The 21,040-nt window shown below is 60.2% G+C and carries 17 protein-coding genes and 1 pseudogene; 6 read left to right on the forward strand and 12 right to left on the reverse strand.

Translation table 11 applies throughout. The annotated features are described in order from the left end of the window. Positions 1-455: 455 nt before the first annotated feature. Both LG31_RS21350 and melR read left to right on the forward strand, forming a co-directional pair. Entirely contained in the window at positions 456-629 is a 174-nt protein-coding gene (locus LG31_RS21350; RefSeq protein WP_162531491.1) for a hypothetical protein, read from the forward strand. A gap of 299 nt (positions 630-928) precedes the next feature. Continuing rightward, complete coding sequence (gene melR / locus LG31_RS0100385; protein ID WP_050513375.1) at positions 929-1,849, forward strand: transcriptional regulator MelR; 921 nt, start codon at positions 929-931, stop codon at positions 1,847-1,849. A 48-nt stretch (positions 1,850-1,897) separates the two neighbouring features. Here melR and LG31_RS0100390 read toward each other — a convergent pair whose 3' ends face one another. From LG31_RS0100390 to LG31_RS0100410, 5 genes and pseudogenes are all read right to left on the reverse strand, one after another. Next, positions 1,898-3,484 carry a hypothetical protein gene (locus LG31_RS0100390; RefSeq protein WP_152598250.1) on the reverse strand — a complete coding sequence of 529 codons (1,587 nt, stop codon included), beginning with the start codon at positions 3,482-3,484 and terminating at the stop codon, positions 1,898-1,900. A gap of 55 nt (positions 3,485-3,539) precedes the next feature. Then, a pseudogene (melB, locus tag LG31_RS21810) lies at positions 3,540-4,942 on the reverse strand (melibiose:sodium transporter MelB). Positions 4,943-4,986: 44 nt separating this feature from the next. Further along, positions 4,987-6,339 carry an alpha-glucosidase/alpha-galactosidase gene (gene melA / locus LG31_RS0100400; RefSeq protein WP_033112535.1) on the reverse strand — a complete coding sequence of 451 codons (1,353 nt, stop codon included), beginning with the start codon at positions 6,337-6,339 and terminating at the stop codon, positions 4,987-4,989. A gap of 211 nt (positions 6,340-6,550) precedes the next feature. Then, positions 6,551-7,054, reverse strand: a complete 504-nt coding sequence (locus tag LG31_RS0100405; RefSeq protein ID WP_033112536.1) for a GNAT family N-acetyltransferase — start codon at positions 7,052-7,054, stop codon at positions 6,551-6,553. A gap of 141 nt (positions 7,055-7,195) precedes the next feature. Next, positions 7,196-8,017, reverse strand: a complete 822-nt coding sequence (locus LG31_RS0100410; protein ID WP_033112537.1) for an HDOD domain-containing protein — start codon at positions 8,015-8,017, stop codon at positions 7,196-7,198. A gap of 168 nt (positions 8,018-8,185) precedes the next feature. Here LG31_RS0100410 and LG31_RS0100415 point away from each other — a divergent pair, with 168 nt between their 5' ends. Further along, positions 8,186-8,452: a hypothetical protein gene (locus LG31_RS0100415; protein WP_033112538.1), complete on the forward strand. Its 267-nt coding sequence runs from the start codon at positions 8,186-8,188 to the stop codon at positions 8,450-8,452. A 77-nt stretch (positions 8,453-8,529) separates the two neighbouring features. Here LG31_RS0100415 and aphA read toward each other — a convergent pair whose 3' ends face one another. Next, entirely contained in the window at positions 8,530-9,249 is a 720-nt protein-coding gene (gene aphA, locus LG31_RS0100420) for an acid phosphatase AphA (RefSeq protein WP_033112539.1), read from the reverse strand. Positions 9,250-9,355: 106 nt separating this feature from the next. Further along, complete coding sequence (locus LG31_RS0100425) at positions 9,356-10,030, reverse strand: Dph6-related ATP pyrophosphatase (protein WP_033112540.1); 675 nt, start codon at positions 10,028-10,030, stop codon at positions 9,356-9,358. A gap of 178 nt (positions 10,031-10,208) precedes the next feature. On the opposite strand from LG31_RS0100425, the gene LG31_RS0100430 reads away from it, so the two are divergent. From LG31_RS0100430 to LG31_RS0100440, 3 genes are all read left to right on the forward strand, one after another. Beyond that, positions 10,209-11,525 (forward strand): MFS transporter, encoded by a 1,317-nt coding sequence (locus LG31_RS0100430; protein ID WP_033112541.1) that lies wholly within the window; start codon positions 10,209-10,211, stop codon positions 11,523-11,525. Positions 11,526-11,663: 138 nt separating this feature from the next. Continuing rightward, positions 11,664-12,386: a MarC family NAAT transporter gene (locus tag LG31_RS0100435; protein ID WP_033112542.1), complete on the forward strand. Its 723-nt coding sequence runs from the start codon at positions 11,664-11,666 to the stop codon at positions 12,384-12,386. Positions 12,387-12,545: 159 nt separating this feature from the next. Continuing rightward, positions 12,546-12,749 carry a hypothetical protein gene (locus tag LG31_RS0100440; protein ID WP_033112613.1) on the forward strand — a complete coding sequence of 68 codons (204 nt, stop codon included), beginning with the start codon at positions 12,546-12,548 and terminating at the stop codon, positions 12,747-12,749. Between the two features lie 123 nt (positions 12,750-12,872). On the opposite strand, the gene tldD is transcribed toward LG31_RS0100440, so the two are convergent. The 5 genes from tldD to rng form a co-directional block, all read right to left on the reverse strand. Then, positions 12,873-14,321 (reverse strand): metalloprotease TldD, encoded by a 1,449-nt coding sequence (gene tldD, locus LG31_RS0100445; protein ID WP_033112543.1) that lies wholly within the window; start codon positions 14,319-14,321, stop codon positions 12,873-12,875. A 70-nt stretch (positions 14,322-14,391) separates the two neighbouring features. After that, positions 14,392-15,213, reverse strand: coding sequence for a carbon-nitrogen hydrolase family protein (locus tag LG31_RS0100450; RefSeq protein ID WP_033112544.1), 822 nt, complete (start codon positions 15,211-15,213; stop codon positions 14,392-14,394). Between the two features lie 28 nt (positions 15,214-15,241). After that, positions 15,242-15,562 (reverse strand): Dabb family protein, encoded by a 321-nt coding sequence (locus LG31_RS0100455; protein ID WP_033112545.1) that lies wholly within the window; start codon positions 15,560-15,562, stop codon positions 15,242-15,244. Positions 15,563-15,587: 25 nt separating this feature from the next. Beyond that, entirely contained in the window at positions 15,588-19,484 is a 3,897-nt protein-coding gene (locus tag LG31_RS0100460; protein WP_033112546.1) for a YhdP family protein, read from the reverse strand. After that, entirely contained in the window at positions 19,485-20,954 is a 1,470-nt protein-coding gene (rng, locus tag LG31_RS0100465; RefSeq protein WP_005340056.1) for a ribonuclease G, read from the reverse strand. Positions 20,955-21,040 lie beyond the last annotated feature (86 nt).

Here is a 21,040-nt window from a genome sequence, read left to right on the forward strand (position 1 = left end):
GATGCAAAAGGGCTCCTGCGGGAGCCCTTTTTGTTGCTGGCAAACCTGCACCGGACAAAGCCCAGCCAAACAGCCGAAAATAATTGTTTGCTTTTTATTCATTTCGAGGAGAGAATGCGCGCCGGCTAGTTAATCAGCCCTGTTTATGTTTGCCCTGCAATGCTTCACCTCACGATGAATCCTGTCAGTACCCGCATAACCTTCCTCTGATTTACTCGCCCTGAGAACCGTTCAGGCTGTCCGCCTGCGTTGCCCGGCTCTCACGGTGCAGACCCGCTCTGCCCACTCAATTTGAACTATGCAACCGCATATTCCTTGCACCTTGCAAGAGCAGAGGCCCGCGAACGGGCTGGGTATACCTGCGCGCACGCCAACAACACCGTTGCACGCACTCATTGACCTGACATTTGCCAACACAAGGAGCAATTACTTAATTTATATAGAGAAATACCATTATGAAAACCGTACAAACTCGTAAACCCCTGCGTCGCAGCAAACCCATCAACCTGCCCGTGCAAGAGCACGACTACGATGCGTTTCTGATCCAGTTCAGCACCCGCTTCAGCGGCGGCTTCGCCATCTCCTGTGATGGTATCGCCGGCGAGTTCTCCATCGAAGAGCTCAACTGATCCCCTGCCCGACCGGGCAGCACCGATGCACAAGGGCCGCAACTCACGGCGGCCACTTTGCCTCTTCCCTCCATTTTTTGCCTTTCGGCCAACACCTCCCACCCCGAATACCCAATCTACTCCTACTTCACCAGCCTCATGCGCATACCCACCTGTGCAACGTCTGTGATCCTGTCGGCAATTTTCCAATCTGGTCGTCATGCTTTCGCGGATAACTCAACGGCAAGCACAGGCAAAAAAAGCCATTGATGATACAAGCAGGGTTCATTCACCCCGGTTGATAGCGATGGTTGATTGCGATGACAACAAAGCTTGAGCGCCCCTACTTCTCCAGCGTGCATGAGCTCGATAAGGGACTGAGCAGCCCCCTCTCGCTCTATTCTGCTTACGAGGCTATCGATGTGGAGTTGCGGCCCCCCCACGAGATGGCGGGCTACCACTGGCACGGGCAGGTTGAAGTCAACATTCCATTTAACGGGGATGTGGAGTACACCATGAATGGTCAATCCTTTACCCTGGCGGCAGGCCATGCCGGACTGTTCTGGGCGGCCATCCCCCACCAGCTGACCCGCATCGGCAACTGCTCGCAGATGGGGCTGATCAATATTCCGATCCACCTTTTCCTCTCCTGGCCCATCAATAGGGAGCTGCTGACTCAGGTCACCCACGGCGGTGTGCTGCAATCGCGCTCGCCCATGCTGGTAAGCGAGTTTGAGCTGGCCCGCTGGGTCACGGAAAGCCGGATGGATGACCCTGGCCGCCAGCAGCTGGCAGCCGATGAGATCTGCCTGATGCTGCGGCGCATCGGGCTGGATGGCTGGAGCCGCCTGCTCGCCAACCACAGCAATCAGGGCGCAGCATCTGGCGGATCGAAACACTCCCAGTTCCATGTGCAGCAGATGCTCGAGTACATTGCGGCCCACCATGATGCGCCGCTGACCACCAGGGAGTTGGCCGACCACGTGGGGTTGCACCCCAACTACGCCATGGGGCTGTTTCAGAAGGTGATGCAGATGAGCATCAAACAGTACGTCACCGCGATGCGGATCAACCATGCCAGAGCCCTGCTCAGCGATACCGATCGCACCATCCTCGATATCGCCCTGACTGCAGGTTTCAACTCCAGCAGCCGCTTCTATGAGACCTTCCAGCGTTATCTGGGGCTGACACCGAGTCGCTACCGCCAGCTGAGCCGGGAGCGGGCACACTCTTCGCAATAAATTCCCAATAAAAAAGGGGCTTACGCCCCTTGCTCAGTCTCTTCTCTCTCAACGGGACGGTGTTGACACCGTCACCCGACCACCCGGCGGCACTGTCACCTCGACCGCACTCACGATGACACCGTTGAGGTGCAGCGAACGGGCCTTGCGCAGCTTGCCATCCACCAGCAGGAATCTGTGATTGCCCGGGAAACGGGCCTCCCAGAACAGGGCGCGCGGCCCCTTGTTGCCCAGCTCGCTGGCAGTGACGCCATCATGGCGCAGTGACAACCGGTGGGGACCGACCGGCAGTTGCTCGATGGCCACCCAGTCGATGGTTACGGGCAATCGGGGCAGGGTCGCCACCCGATGCGCCGCAGCATCCGGCTCAACCCCCATCATCCCCTCCACGGTCTGCGACACCAGCGTAAAGGAGATCTCCGGATAGTCGCCATTGGTGCCCTGACTCGGCCGCTCGTGGGGCAGATCTCGCTTGGCCAGGATGTAACGCATCCAGCGCCACGCCTCCTCGTTGCGCTGATAAGGGAAATAGGTCTCCGGCAGATAGGTGTAGACCTCGATGTTGGCGGGTGCCTGCGGTGTCGTGCCGATCCCCTCACCCACCATCTCGCTGATAAAGTCGAGATAGCGGTCATTGCGCGCACCGGGTTCGGAGAGACGCTTCATCGGAATGAACCAGCTGTTCTCCTTGCCAAAATCGTTGCGCTTGCCAAGGTTGCTGTCGAGGATGCGGGCATAGTGGCCATCCTCATCCCCGGCAACCCGGCTCCACTCCTCGTTGAAGTAGCGCTTGAGCTGCGCAGCCTTGCGCTGCCAGACCTGCGCCGCCCGCTTTTCACCGCGCACCTGCAGCATGGCGGCATAAGCCAGTGTCGCCTGATACTGGGAACCGATGGCATCGGCGGCCTCTATCGGGTGCTCACCCCGTTCGTTGTAGGTGCAGGAGCCCTGAAAAATCCCTCCCTTGCCCTCGGCAATCCCGTTGGGGTGCTGCTCGTCATGCAGGGCGATGAAGTCGGTCATCACCTTGCTGTAAAAGGTCCACAGCTCGGGATCCTCGAGATAGCGGCGATCCCCGCTCCAGGGGTAGGCGTGGTAAGCCTTCTCCACCAGTTCAAACTGGGCGGGCACCTCGCGCACGAACCAGCCGTCGTCCTTGTAGTCGATGGTATGGGGAGAGCCATCAAAGTTGAAGGCCCAGAGGGTGTACCACTTGCGTGCCTCGGTGGCGTTGCGGGCAAACACCTTGAACATCGAAAAGTTCTCGGCGCGCCAGCCTGCAATCTCGGCACCGGCAACCTGATGGGCAAAGTCGCGACCGTAAAACGCCGTACGGTCGTAGTAACCGGCCCAGTAGGAGGGGAGATAATCGTGCAGACCCGTGCCATCCCCGTTCGGGTGGTTCTCGTCCTTGTTGGTCACACCGCGCTGGCCGGTCATGATGAACTGGGCCGTCTTGGCGGCTGCCCAGTTAAATCCTTCGGTCAGCTCACTACTGGAAGAACTGAGCTGCACCTGTGGCTGCGAAGCAATCTCTACCTTTGCGGCAACAGCCATTTGCGAACAGAGACTGGAGATGCCTGCCGCCATCAGGGCGCATGAAAGCTTGGCGCGACGACTCATTGGATATCCCATGTTCCACTCCTTATAGATGGCGCCGACATAACGTCGGCGCAGTGAATCGACGTGCTCAGCTGGCAATCGCCCGCACGGGTTCGACCTCGGCACTCTCGGGCTCATATTTGCGCATCAGATGATCCACCACCTTGCGCTGGAATTGGCCATTGAGCTTGTAGAAGCGGAAATAGACAAACAGGGTCAGAGCAAAGAACACCGCAGGTAGTCCGACCATGATGAACTGCATGCCCAGCAGGGTTTCGGCACTTTGTACCGCATTGGGGACATAGCCGATCAGGGTCAGAATGATGCCGATAAAGAAGCCGGCAAAGGCCGAACCCGCCTTGACCACCATGGTTTGCACCGAGTAGGCGATGCTCTCGTTGCGGGTGCCCAGCTTGTACTCACCGTAGTCGACAGTGTCAGCGACCATGATCACCTGCAGCACCCAGAACAGGGCGGTGCCGATATTGAGCAGGATGCCGGAGAGCGCGATCAGCGGCACGTTCTGGGTATCGTACAGACCGACATAAAGCAGGGTCAGACAGCTCAGGATCGGGCTGAGGGAGGCGAGAGCCCACAATACCCGGCGCGAGATAAAGCCAACCAGACGGGGGAAGACCATCAGGGTGATCAGATTCGCCACACCGGAATACATCATATAGCTGGGGAAGAGATCCTCACGCCCGATGACATACGTGAAGTAGTAGATGGCAAACGCGGTGATGATGTTGTTCGCCACGTTATAGCAAAGGGCCATAAACAGCACGCTGGAGAGCTGGTCGTTGCGGAAGATAAGCTTGACCGAATCGATGATGGTGGTGCGCTCGGGGCCAACCGCCCCGGGAGCGACTGCCGAGCTGTAACGCTCCTTCACATTGCGCAGAGTGACAATGGTCGAGACCACGAAAAGGCGATGAGGATAAAGGTGAACATAAGAAAACCGTGGGCCTTGTCTCCCTGCCCGAAGTAATCCACCACCTTGAGTCCGATGGCACCGGTAATCAGCCAGGCCAGACTGGCAAAAAAACGGGGATAGGGAACCAGCTCCTCACGCTCCCGCTTGTCGAGAGTCAGGGTGGGCACCAGCGACCAGAAGGGAATATCCATCAGGGTATAGGTCATGCCCCACAGGATGTAGGTCACCGCCACATAGGCGATCAGGGCCGGCCCTTCGAAGTAGTGGGCACAGAACACCATCACCAGCGCGATGGAGTTGACCACAGTCCCGGTCAGGATCCAGGGTTTGAACTTGCCCCAACGGGATCGGGTGTTATCAACAATCCACCCCATGATGGGGTCATTGACCGCATCCCAGATCCGGGCGACGAGAAAGATGGTACCGACCGCCGCAGCCGATACCCCCACCACATCCGTGTAGTAAAACATCAGGTACATGTAGACGATGCCGATGGCAAAATCCTTGCCGAAGGCCCCGAAGCCATAGCTCAACTTGGTTTTCAGCGAGACGCTCATGGTTTATCTCCTTGGGGGTTAAGCCCCCCGCAGGGGGCTCTAGCTCAGCAGTGAATCCACTCCGGCAACCAGCCGCGGTGGGCTTCAATCAGTTCGTCGATCAGGGCGTAGATCTCATCCATGCCAAGCACTGCGGCGGTGTGGGGATCGAGCAGGGCTGCATGATAAATGCTTTCCCGCTTGCGCTCGGTGATCGCCTCGGTGACCAGCGCCTGCACGTTGATGTTGGTGCTCATCAGGGCGGCCAGATGGGTTGGCAAGCGGCCGATGGCGGTGGGCTGGATGCCGTTGGCATCCACCAGGCAGGGCACCTCCACGCAGCAGCCTTCCGGCAGGTTGGTGATGAGGCCGTCGTTTCTGACGTTGCCATAGATGACGCTGGGCTCACCGCTCCAGAGCGAGTTGATGATGACGCTCGCGTATTCGTTCGATTCAGGCACTTCGACCTGCTCGGCCTGACGATAGGCGGTGAGATCATCCTGCCAGCGGGCAATCTGCTCGACGCAGCGCTTGGGATACTCGTCGAGCGGCACCTTGTAACGCTCGATGAGATCAGGCCGCCCCGGTTTGATGAAGTAGGGGGTGTACTCGGCGAAGTGCTCGGAAGACTCGGTGACGAAGTAGCCAAACTTCTTGAACAGCTCGTAACGCACCAGATTCTGGCAACGCTGGTTGTGGTGCAGGCCGGGCTTGGGCGCCGTCCCCGCTTCATACGCGGCCAGCAACTCGGGATAGAGATTGACGAATTCACCGCTCTCCAGCTGACGCTCGAGGCTCAGATAAAACGCCATGTGGTTGATACCGGCGCAGCGGTAACGCAAGGTCGCCGGGTCTATGTCGAGATCGCGGGCCAGCTCGTGGGCAGTTCCCTGCACCGAGTGGCAGAGCCCCACCTGCTTGATATGGGGGAACTGTTGATACATGGCCCAGATGTTCATCGCCATCGGGTTGACGTAGTTGAGCATGGTGGCGTCGGGGCATACCTCACTCATCACCTCGCACACCCGCCACAGATGGGGAATGGTGCGCAGTGCCCGCATGATGCCGCCAGGCCCAAGCGTATCGGCAATGGTCTGCTCCAGACCGTGCCGCTTGCACACCTCGAAATCGGTCACGGTACAGGGCTCATAGCCACCAATCTGGAAGGCAACAATCACGAAATTGGCGCCAGCGAGCGCAGGTTTCAGCTCGGTATGGCAGTTGAGCTGTCCCTTGGCGCCGCTGGAGTCCATCAGCTTGCGCACTACAATCTGGGACTCTTCCAGCCGCTGAGGATCTATGTCCATCAGGGAGATGTTGGCGTTTTTCAGGGCCGGTTTGTGAAACACATCGCCCAGGATGTTCTTCACAAAGATGGTCGACCCTGCGCCGATAAAGGTGATATTGGGAGTTCTCATGTCCATTGCTCCAATGACGGTGAAACCAGTGTGCCTACTATGCAGGGCTGGCTCCGTCAGGCGCGTCTCGCTTACAGAGGTGAGACTCCCAAAAACTCATATTTAATAGACTGGAGAGCAAGATCTTACAAAATGGGATACTTGTCTGCGAATGCGGGAGATCGCTGTATCCAGTTCGTTAGCAAGGCTCACACAACCCCCAACTGTTCAATCACACCGCTTGTTCCAGCAGCAGGCATTCGTCAGCATCTTCGCTCAACTTGACCAGACGACTGCGCACCAGCCCCAGCTTGGCCAACAGACCGATGGATCGCTCGTTGCCCGGGGTGACGATGGCGACTACCTGCCCAATCCCCAACCGGCTTTTGCCATCGGCAAGGGCGGCCTGCGCCGCTTCAATGGCATAACCCTGACCGCGATATTGCGGCAGGAAGGCATAACCGATATCGACCTGCTCCAGGGTATCGCGCTTGATCAGGCCACAGATACCAAGGCTGGCGCCATCTTCCCTGCGCTCGACCAGATAGAGGCCGTGACCATGACGGGCATAGCTCACCGCTGGCCCCTGCTGGATATACTCCTGCGCCTGTTCAAATGTGCGAATTCCCCGATCGCCGATGTAACGATGGAAATCGGCATCATTGAGCAGCTCGAGAATGAAGGGGGCATCGGCGATGGTCAGTTCACGCAAAACAAGGCGGGGGGAGGTAATCATGGCAAGGGATCTCTCAAAACAGGCGAAGTCAGCAGAGTGCCCCCTCGGCAACCGGCTGACAAGTAATAGCGGGCTCACGGCCATGAAAAGGGGGCCAACCTCGGCCCCTTTTTACGATGTCACACAGCGGTCGCAGAGCGATCAGGCAGCCAGCAACCCGGCATAGCCATTACCCTGTTCGCGCAGCGCAGTGAACTGGGCTGCGCAATCGGCCCAGGAGAGCCCCAGCGTCTCCGCTACCTTGGCAGGCCACTCGGGTGGCGCTTCTTCACCCACATCGGATTGCGCTGCCAGCACGATCGCCAGATGGATCAACCCAGCCTCGGCGGAGAACTCCTTGGCCAGCATGGGGTTGTAGTGATACTCCACCGCGTTGCTGATGGTCTCGGGAAACTTCCAGTATCGCGCCATGGCGGCACCGACCTGGGCATAGTTGAAGCCGACCACCAGCTCTTCCGCCTTGGCTCGCCCCTTGTGCAACTCCAGATCGTGAATGTGGTGGACGGTGTTTTCCGGCAGCCCCACATGCATCACCAGTCGGCCAAGGTCATAGAGCAGGGCGCAGGTAAAGACCTCATCCCCCTTCATTCCCTTCTTCACCGCCAGACGACGCGCCAGCTCTGCCACGTTGAACACGCAGCCCCAGAAATGTTTGAGATCAATGCCGGGCACCGCAGTGACCGATTCGGTCAGCCCGCAGGCCAGCACCATGTTGCGCACCATCGCCAGTCCAAGCCGCACCGCAGCTTCATTGACGGTACCGATCTGGCGACTGCTGCCGAACTTGGCCGAGTTGGCCAAACGCAACAGCTTGGCGGAGATGACAGGATCCTTGTTGATCAGCTTGCTGATCTTGAGCAGGTCCGGATCCTTTTCATTGAAGGTTTGGATCAAATCGCGCATCACTTCCGGGATCTGGGGCAGTAGCTTGGGCTCAGCCAGCAGGGAATCTATCGTGGGCATAGGCGTGTCCATCCATGTTATCTGTGTTCCAACCTGTTTGCCGCGGCAAACTCCCGTTAATTATGGGTAACAAATAGACGTCCCATCGGATTGTTTATGTGGATGGTAAACGGGAGCCGCTCTGCTTCGGGTTATACTGCGCGCCTCACTCACTGATGCGAAAAACCGATGAACGACTCTCAGGAATTTTTTGACGAAGACGCGCTGCTGGAGATGGTGGAGAACCAGCTCAACGACGGTCACCCGCCCCACGTGAAGGCTACCTTGATGAGACTGGTGATGAAGGGCACCCCGCGGGAAGAGGCACTGCAATATATCGCCTGCGCCCTTGGTGCCGAGCTGATGGCGATGGAGGCCGATCAGGGCCCCTTCAATCTGACCCGCTATGGCGAGTTCCTCGACAGCCTGCCCGAGATGCCCTGGGCAGACGACTGACCCGAGCTTGATGACGGATGCAAAAAAGGGCGGGTGCCGATGGCCCCGCCCTTTTTCATCAGCTGAATACCTAGTGATTAGAACTGGGAGTTGATGATCACCTCTTCCCCCAGCGCTCCCGCCAGCGGCAGTGGTCGATAGGTAGAGTTGGCCGAGCGCAGCAGACGAATGCCGCGAATGCCGATCTCCTGCGCCGCCTTGATGTCGCCATCGGCATCGCCGTAGAAGATCTTCATCTGCTTCTCCTTGAGCCACTGTACCTTGGTGTTCTGCCCCGGCTGGTCGCCGGCAAAGATCACCGGATTGAGCTGATCGGCCGGAATATTCATGGTCTGCTGCAGGGTCTTGCTCACCGTCTCGGTCTTGGTGGCCGAACGACCGGTGACGAAATAGATGTGATCGCCGCGCTTGAGGTGCATGGCGATGAGCGCCTTGCCTACCTCTTTCGGCACGCTGAATTCATCCCAACCGTTGTTCATCTTCTCCCAGAAGGCCGGGTTCTTCAGGTAGCTCTCGTCGTTGGGAGAGAACTCCTGCTTGCCACGATAGAACCCCGGGCTGGAGAAGAGCAGGGTGTCATCGATATCAAAGCCGACGGCCATCGGCGGCAATCCATCCAGACTCTTGGCTATCTGCTCCACCGATACCCAGTGGATCGGCGCCTGCTGGGCCAGCGTGACGGTGGTGACACCGGCGGGGATTGGCTGAACGGTAGCGGCTTGACCCGCGACTGCAGGCAGAGAGAGGGCGGCAGCCAGCAAGGAGGCAAGCAGCGCCGGACGAGAGACGTGTTTCATAAGGCAGGTTGTCATCTTGAATCAAAAGAGGGGGCCAATAGTGCCCCCATCCCGCCTCTCAAATCTGTGAATGCTCCTGCAAAAGGGAGCATTTGGCGCCCGATAATTAATCTGCGATTGGCAGCAGATCGGTAAAGACAAAGCCATCGCGCACCACTGTCTCGCCAACCCGGATCCCGAGCGGGCGCGAAAACATGGGGCCGTCGTAGGCCAGGGTGTGAAACTCGCCGTTCTCGCCACAAGGGTCAACACCCTCGGGCAGAGCGGCCAGCAATGCCTCGTCAAACTCATGGCCCCCCAGTGCGCCATCCAGCTTTTTCGGATCCAGGGTGCTGATCCTCGCCTTCAACCCCGCCGTCATCATCTGTTGCGCCAGCTCCCGGGTGTTGCTGCCCCAGAGCGGGAAGAGCGGCTCGATGCCGGTACCGGCCAGCTGTTTCTCCCGGTAGGCTCGCACATCCTCAAGGAAGAGATCGCCAAACGCCATATGGCGGATCCCCTGCGCGACCACATCGGCGATGAAGCCGGTCATGATGCGGGCATAATCTTCGTTGCTGCAGGGCCAGGGCAGATCGATGGTGATGAGGGGCAGACCGACACAGGCGGCCTGCTCGGTCAAAAGCTGCTTGCGCACCCCGTGCATCGCCACCCGCTCGAACGCCTGATTAAGGGTGGTGAACAGCCCTACTACCTCGATGGCTGGATCTTGCCGCAGCTGATGCAGTGCCCATGCGCAATCCTTGCCGCTGCTCCATGAGAGCAGTACCCGTTTCTTTTCCATCAATCCTCCGTCGCGGGGCGCTCCGGTTTTCCCAAAAGGCTGCCCCAAAAAGATGCAAGACAGTGTTGCGAATTGCGCGATTTACATGCAAGAGGCGAGCAGCATACTCTCAATCACCTGTATATGCCCCTTGCCCGGGCTGAACAATAACTAAAAAAACGATGGGAAACATAAGGATATGACGACAGTGACACAACAGTACGATCACGCCCGCCCCCTCAACCGGCAGGACTACAAAACTCTGGGACTGGCGGCCCTTGGCGGTGCCCTGGAGTTTTACGACTTCATCATCTTCGTCTTCTTCGCCGTGGTCATAGGTGAACTCTTCTTCCCGGCTGACATTCCCGAGTGGCTGCGCCAGTTCCAGACCTTCGGCATCTTCGCCGCCGGTTATCTGGCCCGCCCGCTCGGCGGCATCATTATGGCCCACTTCGGCGATCTCATCGGTCGCAAGCGGATGTTCACCCTCAGCATCATCATGATGGCGCTGCCCACCCTGCTGATCGGTCTGCTGCCCACCTATGCGGTGCTCGGTATCGCCGCACCGCTGCTGTTGCTGCTGTTGCGGATCCTGCAGGGCGCCGCCATCGGTGGCGAAGTACCGGGCGCCTGGGTATTTGTCGCCGAGCACGTCCCTGCCCGTCGGGTCGGTGTCGCCTGCGGCACGCTCACGGCGGGATTGACGGCCGGCATCCTGCTCGGCTCTCTGGTGGCCACCGCCATCAACCGCGGCATGAGCCCGAGCGATGTGACCGACTGGGGCTGGCGACTGGCTTTCGTCCTCGGCGGTGTGTTCGGCATCGTCGCCATGTATCTGCGCCGCTGGCTGCACGAAACCCCGGTCTTTGCCGAGATGCAGGCCAATAAAGCACTGGCCGACGAGCTGCCCCTCAAAACGGTACTGCGCAGCCACAAGAGCAGCGTAGTGGTCTCCATGCTGCTCACCTGGCTGCTCTCCGCCGGGATCGTGGTGGTGATCCTGATGACACCCACCTACTTGCAAAAGGTCTATGGCATCACTCCGGCCGAGGCGCTGACCGCCAACTCGCTGGCCATCGTCGCCCTCACCCTTGGCTGCATTCTCTATGGCCGGGTGATCGACCTGCTGGGCAGCGGCCCCACCTTCATGCTGGGCTCCCTGCTGCTGGCAGGCTCCAGCTACGCCTTCTATCACGGGATCGCCTCCGGCATGGCCCAGCTGGTGCCGCTCTATATGCTGGCAGGCTTCGCGGTCGGGATTGTTGGCGCGGTTCCCTACGTGATGGTCAATGCCTTCCCGCCAGTGGTGCGCTTCTCCGGCCTCTCTTTCTCCTACAACGTGGCCTACGCCATCTTTGGCGGGCTGACCCCCATGCTGGTTACCCTCTGGATGGCAAGCGATGTGCTGGCCCCCTCCCACTACGTGGTAAGCCTGTCGGCATTGGGTTTTGTCATCGGCTGCTGGCTCTGGCAGCAGCAACGCAACCGGCCACAGCAAGCGCCGCAAGCGGCCTGACCCGAACAACAAGCCCCGGCAGATGCCGGGGCTTTTTTGTACTGCTTATGTTCAGTTTGGCCAACATAAGATAGCCTCCCCTTGGGGCCAGCGACCCGCTCGCCCCCATGACTTTCAACTCTCTATCCGAGGCTCAAGATGTTCTTTCAGGTCGTATTTCTCGCCTTGCTGGCGCTGCTGCCCATGGTCAACCCGCCCACCACGGCCACCCTGCTGCTGGGGTTGAGCAAGGGGATGTCGCGCGAGCATGTGCGCCGTCAGGTCAACCTGGCCGCTATCTATCTGTTCTGCACCCTCTGCATCACCTTCTTTATCGGATCCTCGATCCTGGATCTGTTCGGGATCTCCATCCCGGGCTTGCGCCTGGCCGGTGGCCTCATCATCGGCTTTATCGGCTTTCGCATGCTATTCCCCGCCCCCAGCCAGCAAAGCGGGGTCGATATCAACCAGAGCATTGCCTTCGTACCGCTCACCATGCCCAGCATGTGCGGCCCGGGCACCATGGCGCTGGTGATAAGCGGAGCTGCCCAGATTGCCGAACTGCCTGACGAGTACAACCGCCTCACTATCTACGGCGCCATGGTCACTGCGTTTGCCCTGATGAGTCTGATCAGCTGGGGGGTATTGAAGCTGGCGGACCCGGTTTGCAAGATCCTTGGCGCCACCGGCATCGACGCCATGACCCGCATCATGGGTTTTCTGCTGGTCTGCATGGGTATGCAATTTTGCATCAACGGCATCAAGGAAGTGGCACAGGATCCGGTATTCCACGGCGGCCAGGCCGTGCAAACCGCACCGGCGCTACCGCAGGCTTCCGGCACGTTTGATCAGTTGCCGCAAAAGCCCACCAGCTCTGATTGAAAACGGTATCAAAAAGTCCCTGACGATCTGCACTGATCTTGTTCCTGATCATGTTATTGACACATGAATGAGTTAGTTTGTTTTTCATACAGACTATGTTCAGATGGACGCTGATAGGTTTGTTGATGAATACCCACTCAACTTCAGGAGAGTATGCAGATGGACAAGATGCTGACCGAAATAGGGAGCCATAGCCTGTTTCATGAGTACCTGAACGTGGTTGGGGTCACAAGCCCATCCCTCGCCAAGATCGAGCAACGTTGGGAATACAAGGAGCAGGAGCAGCTGGTGGCCAAGATCCAGATCGACAAGCAGGGCAACGCCCGCTACTTCATCGATGCCCGCGCCATATCCGTCAACTGATACCGAATAGCCCACCAGCCCCGGTCCACTGACCGGGGCTTTTTGTTGCCTGTGCTCCCCTGAATAGCAAAACCCCGGCAAGAGCCGGGGTTTGATTTCACTGTGACCAGTTTGCCGCGAGATTTACTGGGTACCACCCACGGTAAGCTGGTCCAGTTTGAGGGTGGGCTGGCCGACACCGACCGGCACGCTCTGCCCCTCCTTGCCGCAGATACCGACCCCGCGATCCAGCGCAAGATCGCTCCCCACCATGGAGACCTGGCTCATCGCCTCCGGGCCGTTACCGATCAGGGTCGCGCCCTTGATGGGGGCGGTGATCTTGCCATCTTCGATGAGGTAGGCCTCGGAGGCGGAGAAGACGAACTTGCCGGAGGTGATATCCACCTGACCACCGCCGAAGTTGGGGGCGTAAATGCCCTTCTTCACCGAGGCGATGATCTCGGCCGGATCATACTGACCCGCCAGCATGTAGGTGTTGGTCATGCGCGGCATCGGCATGGCGGCGTAGGATTCACGGCGACCGTTGCCGGTGAGCGGCACGCCCATCAGACGGGCATTCTGCTTGTCCTGCAGATACCCCTTGAGGATGCCGTTCTCGATCAACACGTTGTAGCCACCCGGCGTCCCCTCATCATCGATGGAGACGGAGCCGCGCCGACCCGGCAGGGTGCCATCGTCGACGATGGTGCAGTGTTTGGAGGCCACCTGCTCGCCGATGCGACCGGCAAAGGCGGATGAGCCCTTGCGGTTGAAGTCCCCCTCCAGACCGTGACCCACCGCCTCGTGCAACAGCACGCCGGGCCAGCCGGCGCCGAGCACCACCGGCATGGTACCGGCCGGTGCATCGACGGCGTCGAGGTTGACCAGCGCCTGACGCACCGCTTCGCGCACATAGCCAAAGGCACGGCTCTCCAGTCCGTCCAGTTCGAGGAACCAGTCGTAACCAAAGCGGCCACCGCCACCGGCACTGCCGCGCTCGCGACGATCGCCCTTCTCGGCAATGACGGTCACCGACAGCCGCACCAGCGGGCGAATATCGGCAGCCAAGGTGCCGTCGGTCGCGGCCACCAGCACCTCTTCATAGACGCCGCTGATGGAGGCCATCACCTGATTGATGGCGGGATCCAGACTTCTGGCAAACTTGTCCATCTGCTCCAGCAAGGCGATCTTCTGCTGCTTGTCGAGGGTCTGCAGCGGATCCATAGCCGGATAGAGCAGGTTCGCTTCGGTGCGAGCCCACGTCTTCACCTTGCCGTGAGCACCGGCAGCGGCGATACCACGGGCGGCAGTCACCGACTGTTGCAGGGCCAGCAGGCTCAGCTCGTCCGAGTAGGCGAAGCCGGTCTTCTCGCCGCTGACGGCGCGCACCCCGACCCCCTGATCGATGTTGTAGCTGCCATCCTTGACGATGCCATCTTCCAGCATCCAGGACTCGTGCCAGCTGCGCTGGAAATAGAGGTCGCCGAACTCCACCTGATGGCTCATCAGGCTGCCGAGCAGCTGCTGCAGGCGCCCTTCGTCGAGATCATTCGGGGCCAACAGGGAGGCACTAACCTGGCTCAATAGACTCAATCTTCTTCTCCACTCTCGTAACGAGATGTTTTAAATCGTCTTGCCGACGGGTTGGCAACAAGCCACACCATCACAACAAACGGGCATGGGTCAGCACTGGCATGGTGCGATGCAATTCGTCGATAAGCCCAGGCTCCATCTTCGCCAGCACGGTGCCGCGCCCGGACTCTTTGCTGGCCAGCACCCGACCCCAGGGGTCGATCACCATGCTGTGGCCCCAGGTCTGGCGCCCTGTCTCGTGAGTACCACCCTGATTGGCGGCCACCACATAGCACTGGTTTTCGATGGCGCGGGCTCGCAGCAGCGGCTCCCAGTGTGCCTCGCCGGTCACGGCGGTAAAGGCGGCAGGCACCAGCAGCACGCGAGCTCCAGCTCGGGCCAATTGGCGATACAGCTCGGGAAAGCGCAGATCATAACAGATCGAGAGGCCAAGGGGACCAAAGGGAGAGTCCACCAGCACAGGCGACTCGCCGGGGCTGAAGGTCTCCGACTCCCGGTAGCGACCATGATTGTCCGCCACATCCACGTCGAACAGGTGGATCTTGTGGTAATGGCCCCTGAGCTCACCGCTTGGGTCAAACACCAGCGAGCTGGTATGGATATGGTCGGAACTGGCGATGGTGGTCGGCATAGCCCCAGCCACCAGCCAGATGCCGTAATCTCGCGCCCAGTCGGCCAGTTGCTGCTGGATGGGTGCTGCTCCGCTCAGATCGGGGCCAATCGCCTCGGCGCCATCCAGATAACCCTGCCGCTCGCCAAACAGGGCAAAGTTCTCAGGCAACAGCACCAGCAGTGGCCGCTCTTTGGGCAAGGCCGCCAGCTCGGCGGCGATCTGCTCCCGGTTATCGTGCCAGTTGCGGCCCGATACCAGCTGTATTGCGGCTAACCACATGACTCTCTCCTTGTCACTGTTGCAACGTTCAGATGCTGACCGCATCCCCGGGTTGCAGGGTGTAATCCAGCACTATGATGCGCTCCAGCACCGGGCGGAAGATGGCCTTGAGAGCATCATGATCAGGGTGGGGCAGATAGCGCTGGCGGGCCGCTTCGTCGGCGAAGGTCATCAGCACGCTGTGGGTAAACCCCTCGGCCCGCCCCTCCGGGCTGTCATTCCGGCCCCACTCGACGGCGGTCACGCCGCTGACCTGATGGGGAATGGCCAGAAAAGCGGCTCGCACAGCCTCGATCTGGTCAGGCAAAGTGCCTTGTTTGAAGGCGATCAGCAGGATATGTCGGATCATGGCTCACTCCTTGTGATGGTGCAGGTCAGGGCGGGTTCGGGCTACCCGGTTGCGGATTCAGCAGAAATGGAGTGCTCTCGGCCGCCGGCAGCTTGGGCGCCACGGCATCGACCGCCTCTTTCTGCTGCTGGTTGAGCTTGATACGAGCGCGATCCCGGCCAGCTTCGATCAGCTTGGGATCATCGAGCGGGCCCGAGATGCGAAAATCGATGCGGGTCACCACGTCCACCACCGGCTCCAGCAGCTTGGAGAGGGCCAGCACATAAAGGCCGGTCACCGGCGTGATGGAGAAAGCGGCCACGACCGGCAGGGTGCCCCCCAGATTGGGGGAGAAGCTCAGCTCGTAATCGAGCCGCCAGCGCACCAGATCGGCAATCCCCTCGCCGCGCAGATTGCCGGCGGCCCCTTTCATGAAGAAGTCCTGGTTATCCACCACCCCCTGCTTGATCTTGGCAGAGGCTGACATGGATTCGAAGTAGAAGCCCTTGTCAAACACATCGCGAAAATCGAGGCGCAGCTTGCGCAGCAGGGAATCGAGGCTGAGCAGGGAGAGCAGCCGCGCCCCCTTGTCGTTAACCTCGCGCAGGGTGCCGCCCTCCAGCTGATAGTTGGCACTGCCCCCCAGGGTTGGCAAGTTCGGGCGGTAGGGTACATCCTGCCAGTTGAGGTCAAAAGCGAGGGAGCCGGGCGCATCACCGATGGGCGAGGTGTAGCCGAGCCGCTTGAGCAGCAGCTCGCTGTTCTTGCTGGTCAGCTTGCCACGTGCGCGGGTCTCCATCCGGTTGCCATCGGCCAGCCAGTCGACGCTGCCGGTGAGTTGGCTGCCCGCCAGCCGGATATCCAGATCCTTGAGGGTCACCTTGTTGGCGCCCGGCAGCAGCTCGCCTTTCACTTCGCCCAGCGGCAACTCGCCAAAACGGCAATCGACGCAGCTCACCTTCAACCAGGGGATGGAGGCCATGATGGCGTTATCCTGTTTGGCGTCGGGATCCGGGCTCAACTCTTCGCTCTTGCCGGACCAGTAGATACGGGCAAACTTGGCGTCGACCGGGCGGTTGGCCGCCACAGGAATGCGGATCACCCCCATCACATCGGGACTGTCGAGCATCACCTCGGTCGCCTGATTGACCGGCCCCACCGTGAAGTGGGTGGCCTTGATGGTGGCGCTGCCGATATTCGCCCGCGCCAGCCGGCCATCCACCCACCACTCCTGCGGCAGGAAAGAGGGGCCAACCACGGCAGTACCGGTCGGCGCATTGCCGGAAGGCAGCCACTGCTTGAGTCGGGCCAACCAACCGCCGACATCAGCCTCCTGCTGGTTGATGGCGAGCAGCATGGGGACATCGCGCAGTACCCGCGCGCCCGGCTGGCCCACATCGACCCGCACCCGGCTCAGATAGGGCACACCTTCGCCGTAAACCAATCTGGTCTGCATATCCACATCCGCCCCCAGCACGGCGCGAATATCGGCACTGCCATCCCGGCCACGAGCGATCACGGTGAGCGGCAGGCGGCTGCCACTGCTCTTGGCCAGTGGCGAAGGGAGATCGAGCGCCATCCCCTGCAAGGTGGAGTCGAGGCCCAGCTGGAAGCTGAACGGCTTGTCATCGGGCAAGGTCAGCCCCAGCTTGCCGCCCCAGTTGCTGCGGCCGTTGAGGATGCCGTATGAGGAGATTGCTGCTGGCTGGCGGCGGCTATCCCACTGGCCTTGGAAATCGAGATCGACCTGATAGCGGTCAGGATGCTGGCGCCCCTGATAGTTGAGGGTGAGCGGCTGATTCCACAGGGTCGCCTTGAGGTTGCTGAAGCGGGTCTGCTCGTTGTCATATTCGAGCCGCCCCTGCACCTTCTCCAGCGGCAGATCCAGACTGGCGACCCGCACCTTGTTGTTGTTGAAGGTGGCATCGCCGCTAGCCTTCACCTCGCTCTCGCCGTCAAGGGGGATATCGAGCTTGAGCGCCCCCTTGAGCGGGCCACGCACCTCGATCTCCTCCAGCGCCTGCCCCACCGAACTGCCCAACGGGGAGTCCTGCAGATAGTCGCTGATGGCCTTGCCCTCGCCCTGCACCTGCGCATCCACATAGAGATGGCCGCCAGGAGCAAGATCCGGGATCCAGGCATGCACCGAATCGGAGCTCGCCTTGCCCAGTTTGGTCGAGCGGCTGCGCATATCGAGGCTGGCATTCTGGAATAGCAGATCGATCTGCAGGTCGGTAAGTGGTTGCCAACCGGGGAAGAATTCGTAGGTCGCCTGCTCCAGCGGCACCGCCACCTGGAAGATGCCCTCACCCTTCTCGTAGGGGAAATCCCTGAACTCGCCATACCAGAGCAGGTCGGCCCCTTTGGCTTTGCCCCCCTTGATGGCACCACTGAGGTAATCAACCAGCTCCTTGTCCATCACCTGCAGCGGGAAGTAGCGATAGGCATGACCCGCATTCTTTACATCGATGCGGCCGGTCAGCGCGAGGAAAGGGTGCTCGAACAGATCGAGGCGAAAGCGGCTGGCCAGGGTCAGATCCGGGTTATCCAGCGCGATATCCTGCCCGTAGATCACCCAGCCCTGTGTTTCACGCCACCAGTCGAGACGGGCCGAGAAGCTGTCGACCGGGATCGGCTCCTTGAAGTGGCGGGCCGGATCCAGCGTGTCCTTGGCCAGCGCCAGTCTGGCACTGCCTCCCGTTGGGGTCAGCCAGAACTCGCCGTTGAGATCCTGCATCCCGGGTACATCCTGCCACGCCTTGAGACGCACCTTGCTGAAGCGACCGCTGAGGGAGAGATCCTGCCAGTCTGCCTTGGCCAGCAGCGTCAGATCCTGCACCGAGCCCTGCGGATTGGTCTGGCGCAGGGTCTCGCAGAGCGTCGGGTAGAGGGCCGAGACCAGCTGACTCATCTGGGTGATCTTGTCGAACTCAATGCTGGGCAGATAGCCCTGCACCCGATCCCCGATCCGCTCCAGCTGCAGGCGGCTCTGCAACCAGGGTTTGCCATCCAGCTTGAAGGTGACGTTATGGCTCGCCAGTTGCCAGTCGGTGCCGTCGCGGCGCAGCTGGATCTTGCCGCCATCGAGGCCGAAACGGTGCATATCCCCTTTCTTGGGATCCTTCCAAATCAGGTAGTTGGATCCGAATGCCAGCAGGGTATTGCCCAGCTGACCGTTGGCGAAATCGCTCCAGAGCTGAAAGTCGAGCAGACCGGTGATGGCCGGCTCGCCAGCGTGGATCCGCGCAAGCATGGGGCTGATATCGAGGCGGTTGGCGCCAAGATAGAGCTGCCCCCTGAGGCGATCAAGACGCGCTTCAGGCGCTTCAACATCGAGGATCAGGTCGAGGGTACTCTCACCCACCCCGTTGATGAGATAGGCCTTGCCTACCCCCTGATGGCGTTTGCCGCGGTTCTGCCAGCGCAGATGGGCAATGTCGAGTGCCCGCATGTCGCCCAGCGCCGTGGTGACGCTGAGGCGGGTATCGTGCACATCGAAGGTGGAGAGCTGGGTCAGCAGAAAGCGCAGCAGGGCACCCTGCTGGGGGTCACCAGCGGGGCTGTCGTCAGCCGGCTGACTGAAATCGAGGGTGATGTCACCATCGCTCAGGATCAGCTCGCCAAAGACCGGTTTGAGCTGGTTGAGGGTGCGCCAGAAGTCGAGATGAACCCAGGCCTTGCCGAGCTTGATGGTATAGCGCTTGGAGTCGGGGGCGACGGCGAGCTGTTGCAGCTCGAGGGCCGGGCCGGACTGTGTCCAGCTCAGTCCAATCTGATCGACGCTGACCTTGATTTGCGAATCGCCGAGCAGAGAGTTGATAAGGCTCTCCCGGTACTGATTCAGCAAAGGGCCTCCGACCCGTACCAGCGTGACCAACATGGCCAGCAGTACGAACAGAACCCCCAGGGCCAACCAGCCCCGACTCAGCCAGCGATAGACCAATTACATCATCACCACGTCGAACTGCTCCTGACCGCAGAGGGGTTCGCTCACCACCCGCACCTGCTTGCCGATGAATACTTCCAGCTCCGCCAGACTGTGGGACTCCTCGCCATGGAGGTAATCGGCCACCGCAGGCGCGGCGTAGACGGTGAACTGATCCGCATCGTAGGCGCGATTGACCCGGATGATCTCCCGCAGGATCTCGAAGCAGACCGACTCCACCGTCTTGACCCGGCCGCGCCCCTTGCATTCGGGGCACTCGGAGCAGAGCACATGCTCCAGACTCTCGCGGGTACGCTTGCGGGTCATCTCCACCAGACCGAGCTGGGAGAAGCCGTTGACGTTGGTCTTGGCACGATCCTTTGACAGCGCCTGCTCCAGACTGTGCAGTACCCGGCGGCGGTGATCCTCGGACTGCATATCGATGAAGTCGATGATGATGATGCCGCCAAGATTGCGCAGGCGCAGGTGACGGGCGATGGCCGCCGTCGCCTCGACGTTGGTGTTGAAGATGGTCTCTTCCAGATTGCGATGGCCGACAAAGGCGCCGGTGTTGATATCCACCGTGGTCATGGCTTCGGTCTGGTCGATGATGAGGTAGCCGCCGGATTTCAGCTCCACCTTGCGCTCCAGCGCCCGCTGGATCTCGTTCTCCACGTCGTAAAGATCGAAGATGGGCGACTCGCCGGGGTAGTACTCCAGCTTGCTGGCCAGCTCCGGCACGTACTCTTCGGTGAAGCGCTTGAGCTGATCGAAGCTCTGACGGGAGTCAACGCGGATCTTGTCGAGCTCGGCACCAACAAAGTCGCGCACCACCCGAAATGCCAGACTGGGATCCTCGTAGAGGATCTTGCAGGGAGGATACTTCTGCTTGCGCTCGAGGATCTTGCGCCACAGCCGTTTCAGGAAGGCGGCATCCTGCTCCAGCTCCTGCTCCCCCACCCCTTCGGCAGCGGTGCGGATGATGTAGCCGCCCAGTTCATCCACATAACCGGCCACGGTGCGCTTGAGACGCTCGCGCTCTGCTTCGGACTCGATACGCTGGGAGACGCCGACATGAGCACTGCCCGGCATAAAGACCAGATAGCGGGATGGCAGGGTGATGTCGGTGGTGAGACGGGCACCCTTGGTACCCAGCGGATCTTTCACCACCTGCACCATGATGTCCTGCCCCTGACGCACCAGTTCGGCGATGTTGCCGACCTGGAACTGCTCCTTCTCCTTCACCGCCACACACTCGGTGTGGGGGACGATATCGGAGGCATGCAAAAAGGCCGCCTTGTCCATGCCGATATCGACGAAGGCCGCCTGCATGCCCGGGAGTACCCGGCTGATCTTGCCTTTGTAGATGTTGCCGACAATGCCGCGCTTGGCCTGACGCTCTACGTGCACTTCCTGCAGCAGACCATTTTCGACCAGGGCGACCCGGGTTTCGGAGGGGGTAACGTTAACCAGCAGTTCTACCGACATAAGTAACCTTGCCTGTTCCAGTTTTGAATTCTTATACAGCCAATCCGGTACAACGCGCGCAAGGACGAACGCAGCAGCACAGCTGA

The sequence above is a fragment of the Aeromonas lacus genome (assembly GCF_000764665.1).
Lineage (GTDB): Bacteria > Pseudomonadota > Gammaproteobacteria > Enterobacterales > Aeromonadaceae > Aeromonas > Aeromonas lacus.

Bases quoted from the DNA above. Each gene is read 5' to 3' on its own strand.
- LG31_RS21350 (WP_162531491.1), top strand. From the start codon at position 456: ATGAAAACCGTACAAACTCGTAAACCCCTGCGTCGCAGCAAACCCATC.
- melR (WP_050513375.1), top strand. From the start codon at position 929: ATGACAACAAAGCTTGAGCGCCCCTACTTCTCCAGCGTGCATGAGCTC.
- LG31_RS0100390 (WP_152598250.1), bottom strand. From the start codon at position 3,484: ATGGGATATCCAATGAGTCGTCGCGCCAAGCTTTCATGCGCCCTGATG.
- melA (WP_033112535.1), bottom strand. From the start codon at position 6,339: ATGAGAACTCCCAATATCACCTTTATCGGCGCAGGGTCGACCATCTTT.
- LG31_RS0100405 (WP_033112536.1), bottom strand. From the start codon at position 7,054: ATGATTACCTCCCCCCGCCTTGTTTTGCGTGAACTGACCATCGCCGAT.
- LG31_RS0100410 (WP_033112537.1), bottom strand. From the start codon at position 8,017: ATGCCCACGATAGATTCCCTGCTGGCTGAGCCCAAGCTACTGCCCCAG.
- LG31_RS0100415 (WP_033112538.1), top strand. From the start codon at position 8,186: ATGAACGACTCTCAGGAATTTTTTGACGAAGACGCGCTGCTGGAGATG.
- aphA (WP_033112539.1), bottom strand. From the start codon at position 9,249: ATGAAACACGTCTCTCGTCCGGCGCTGCTTGCCTCCTTGCTGGCTGCC.
- LG31_RS0100425 (WP_033112540.1), bottom strand. From the start codon at position 10,030: ATGGAAAAGAAACGGGTACTGCTCTCATGGAGCAGCGGCAAGGATTGC.
- LG31_RS0100430 (WP_033112541.1), top strand. From the start codon at position 10,209: ATGACGACAGTGACACAACAGTACGATCACGCCCGCCCCCTCAACCGG.
- LG31_RS0100435 (WP_033112542.1), top strand. From the start codon at position 11,664: ATGTTCTTTCAGGTCGTATTTCTCGCCTTGCTGGCGCTGCTGCCCATG.
- LG31_RS0100440 (WP_033112613.1), top strand. From the start codon at position 12,546: ATGGACAAGATGCTGACCGAAATAGGGAGCCATAGCCTGTTTCATGAG.
- LG31_RS0100450 (WP_033112544.1), bottom strand. From the start codon at position 15,213: ATGTGGTTAGCCGCAATACAGCTGGTATCGGGCCGCAACTGGCACGAT.
- LG31_RS0100455 (WP_033112545.1), bottom strand. From the start codon at position 15,562: ATGATCCGACATATCCTGCTGATCGCCTTCAAACAAGGCACTTTGCCT.
- rng (WP_005340056.1), bottom strand. From the start codon at position 20,954: ATGTCGGTAGAACTGCTGGTTAACGTTACCCCCTCCGAAACCCGGGTC.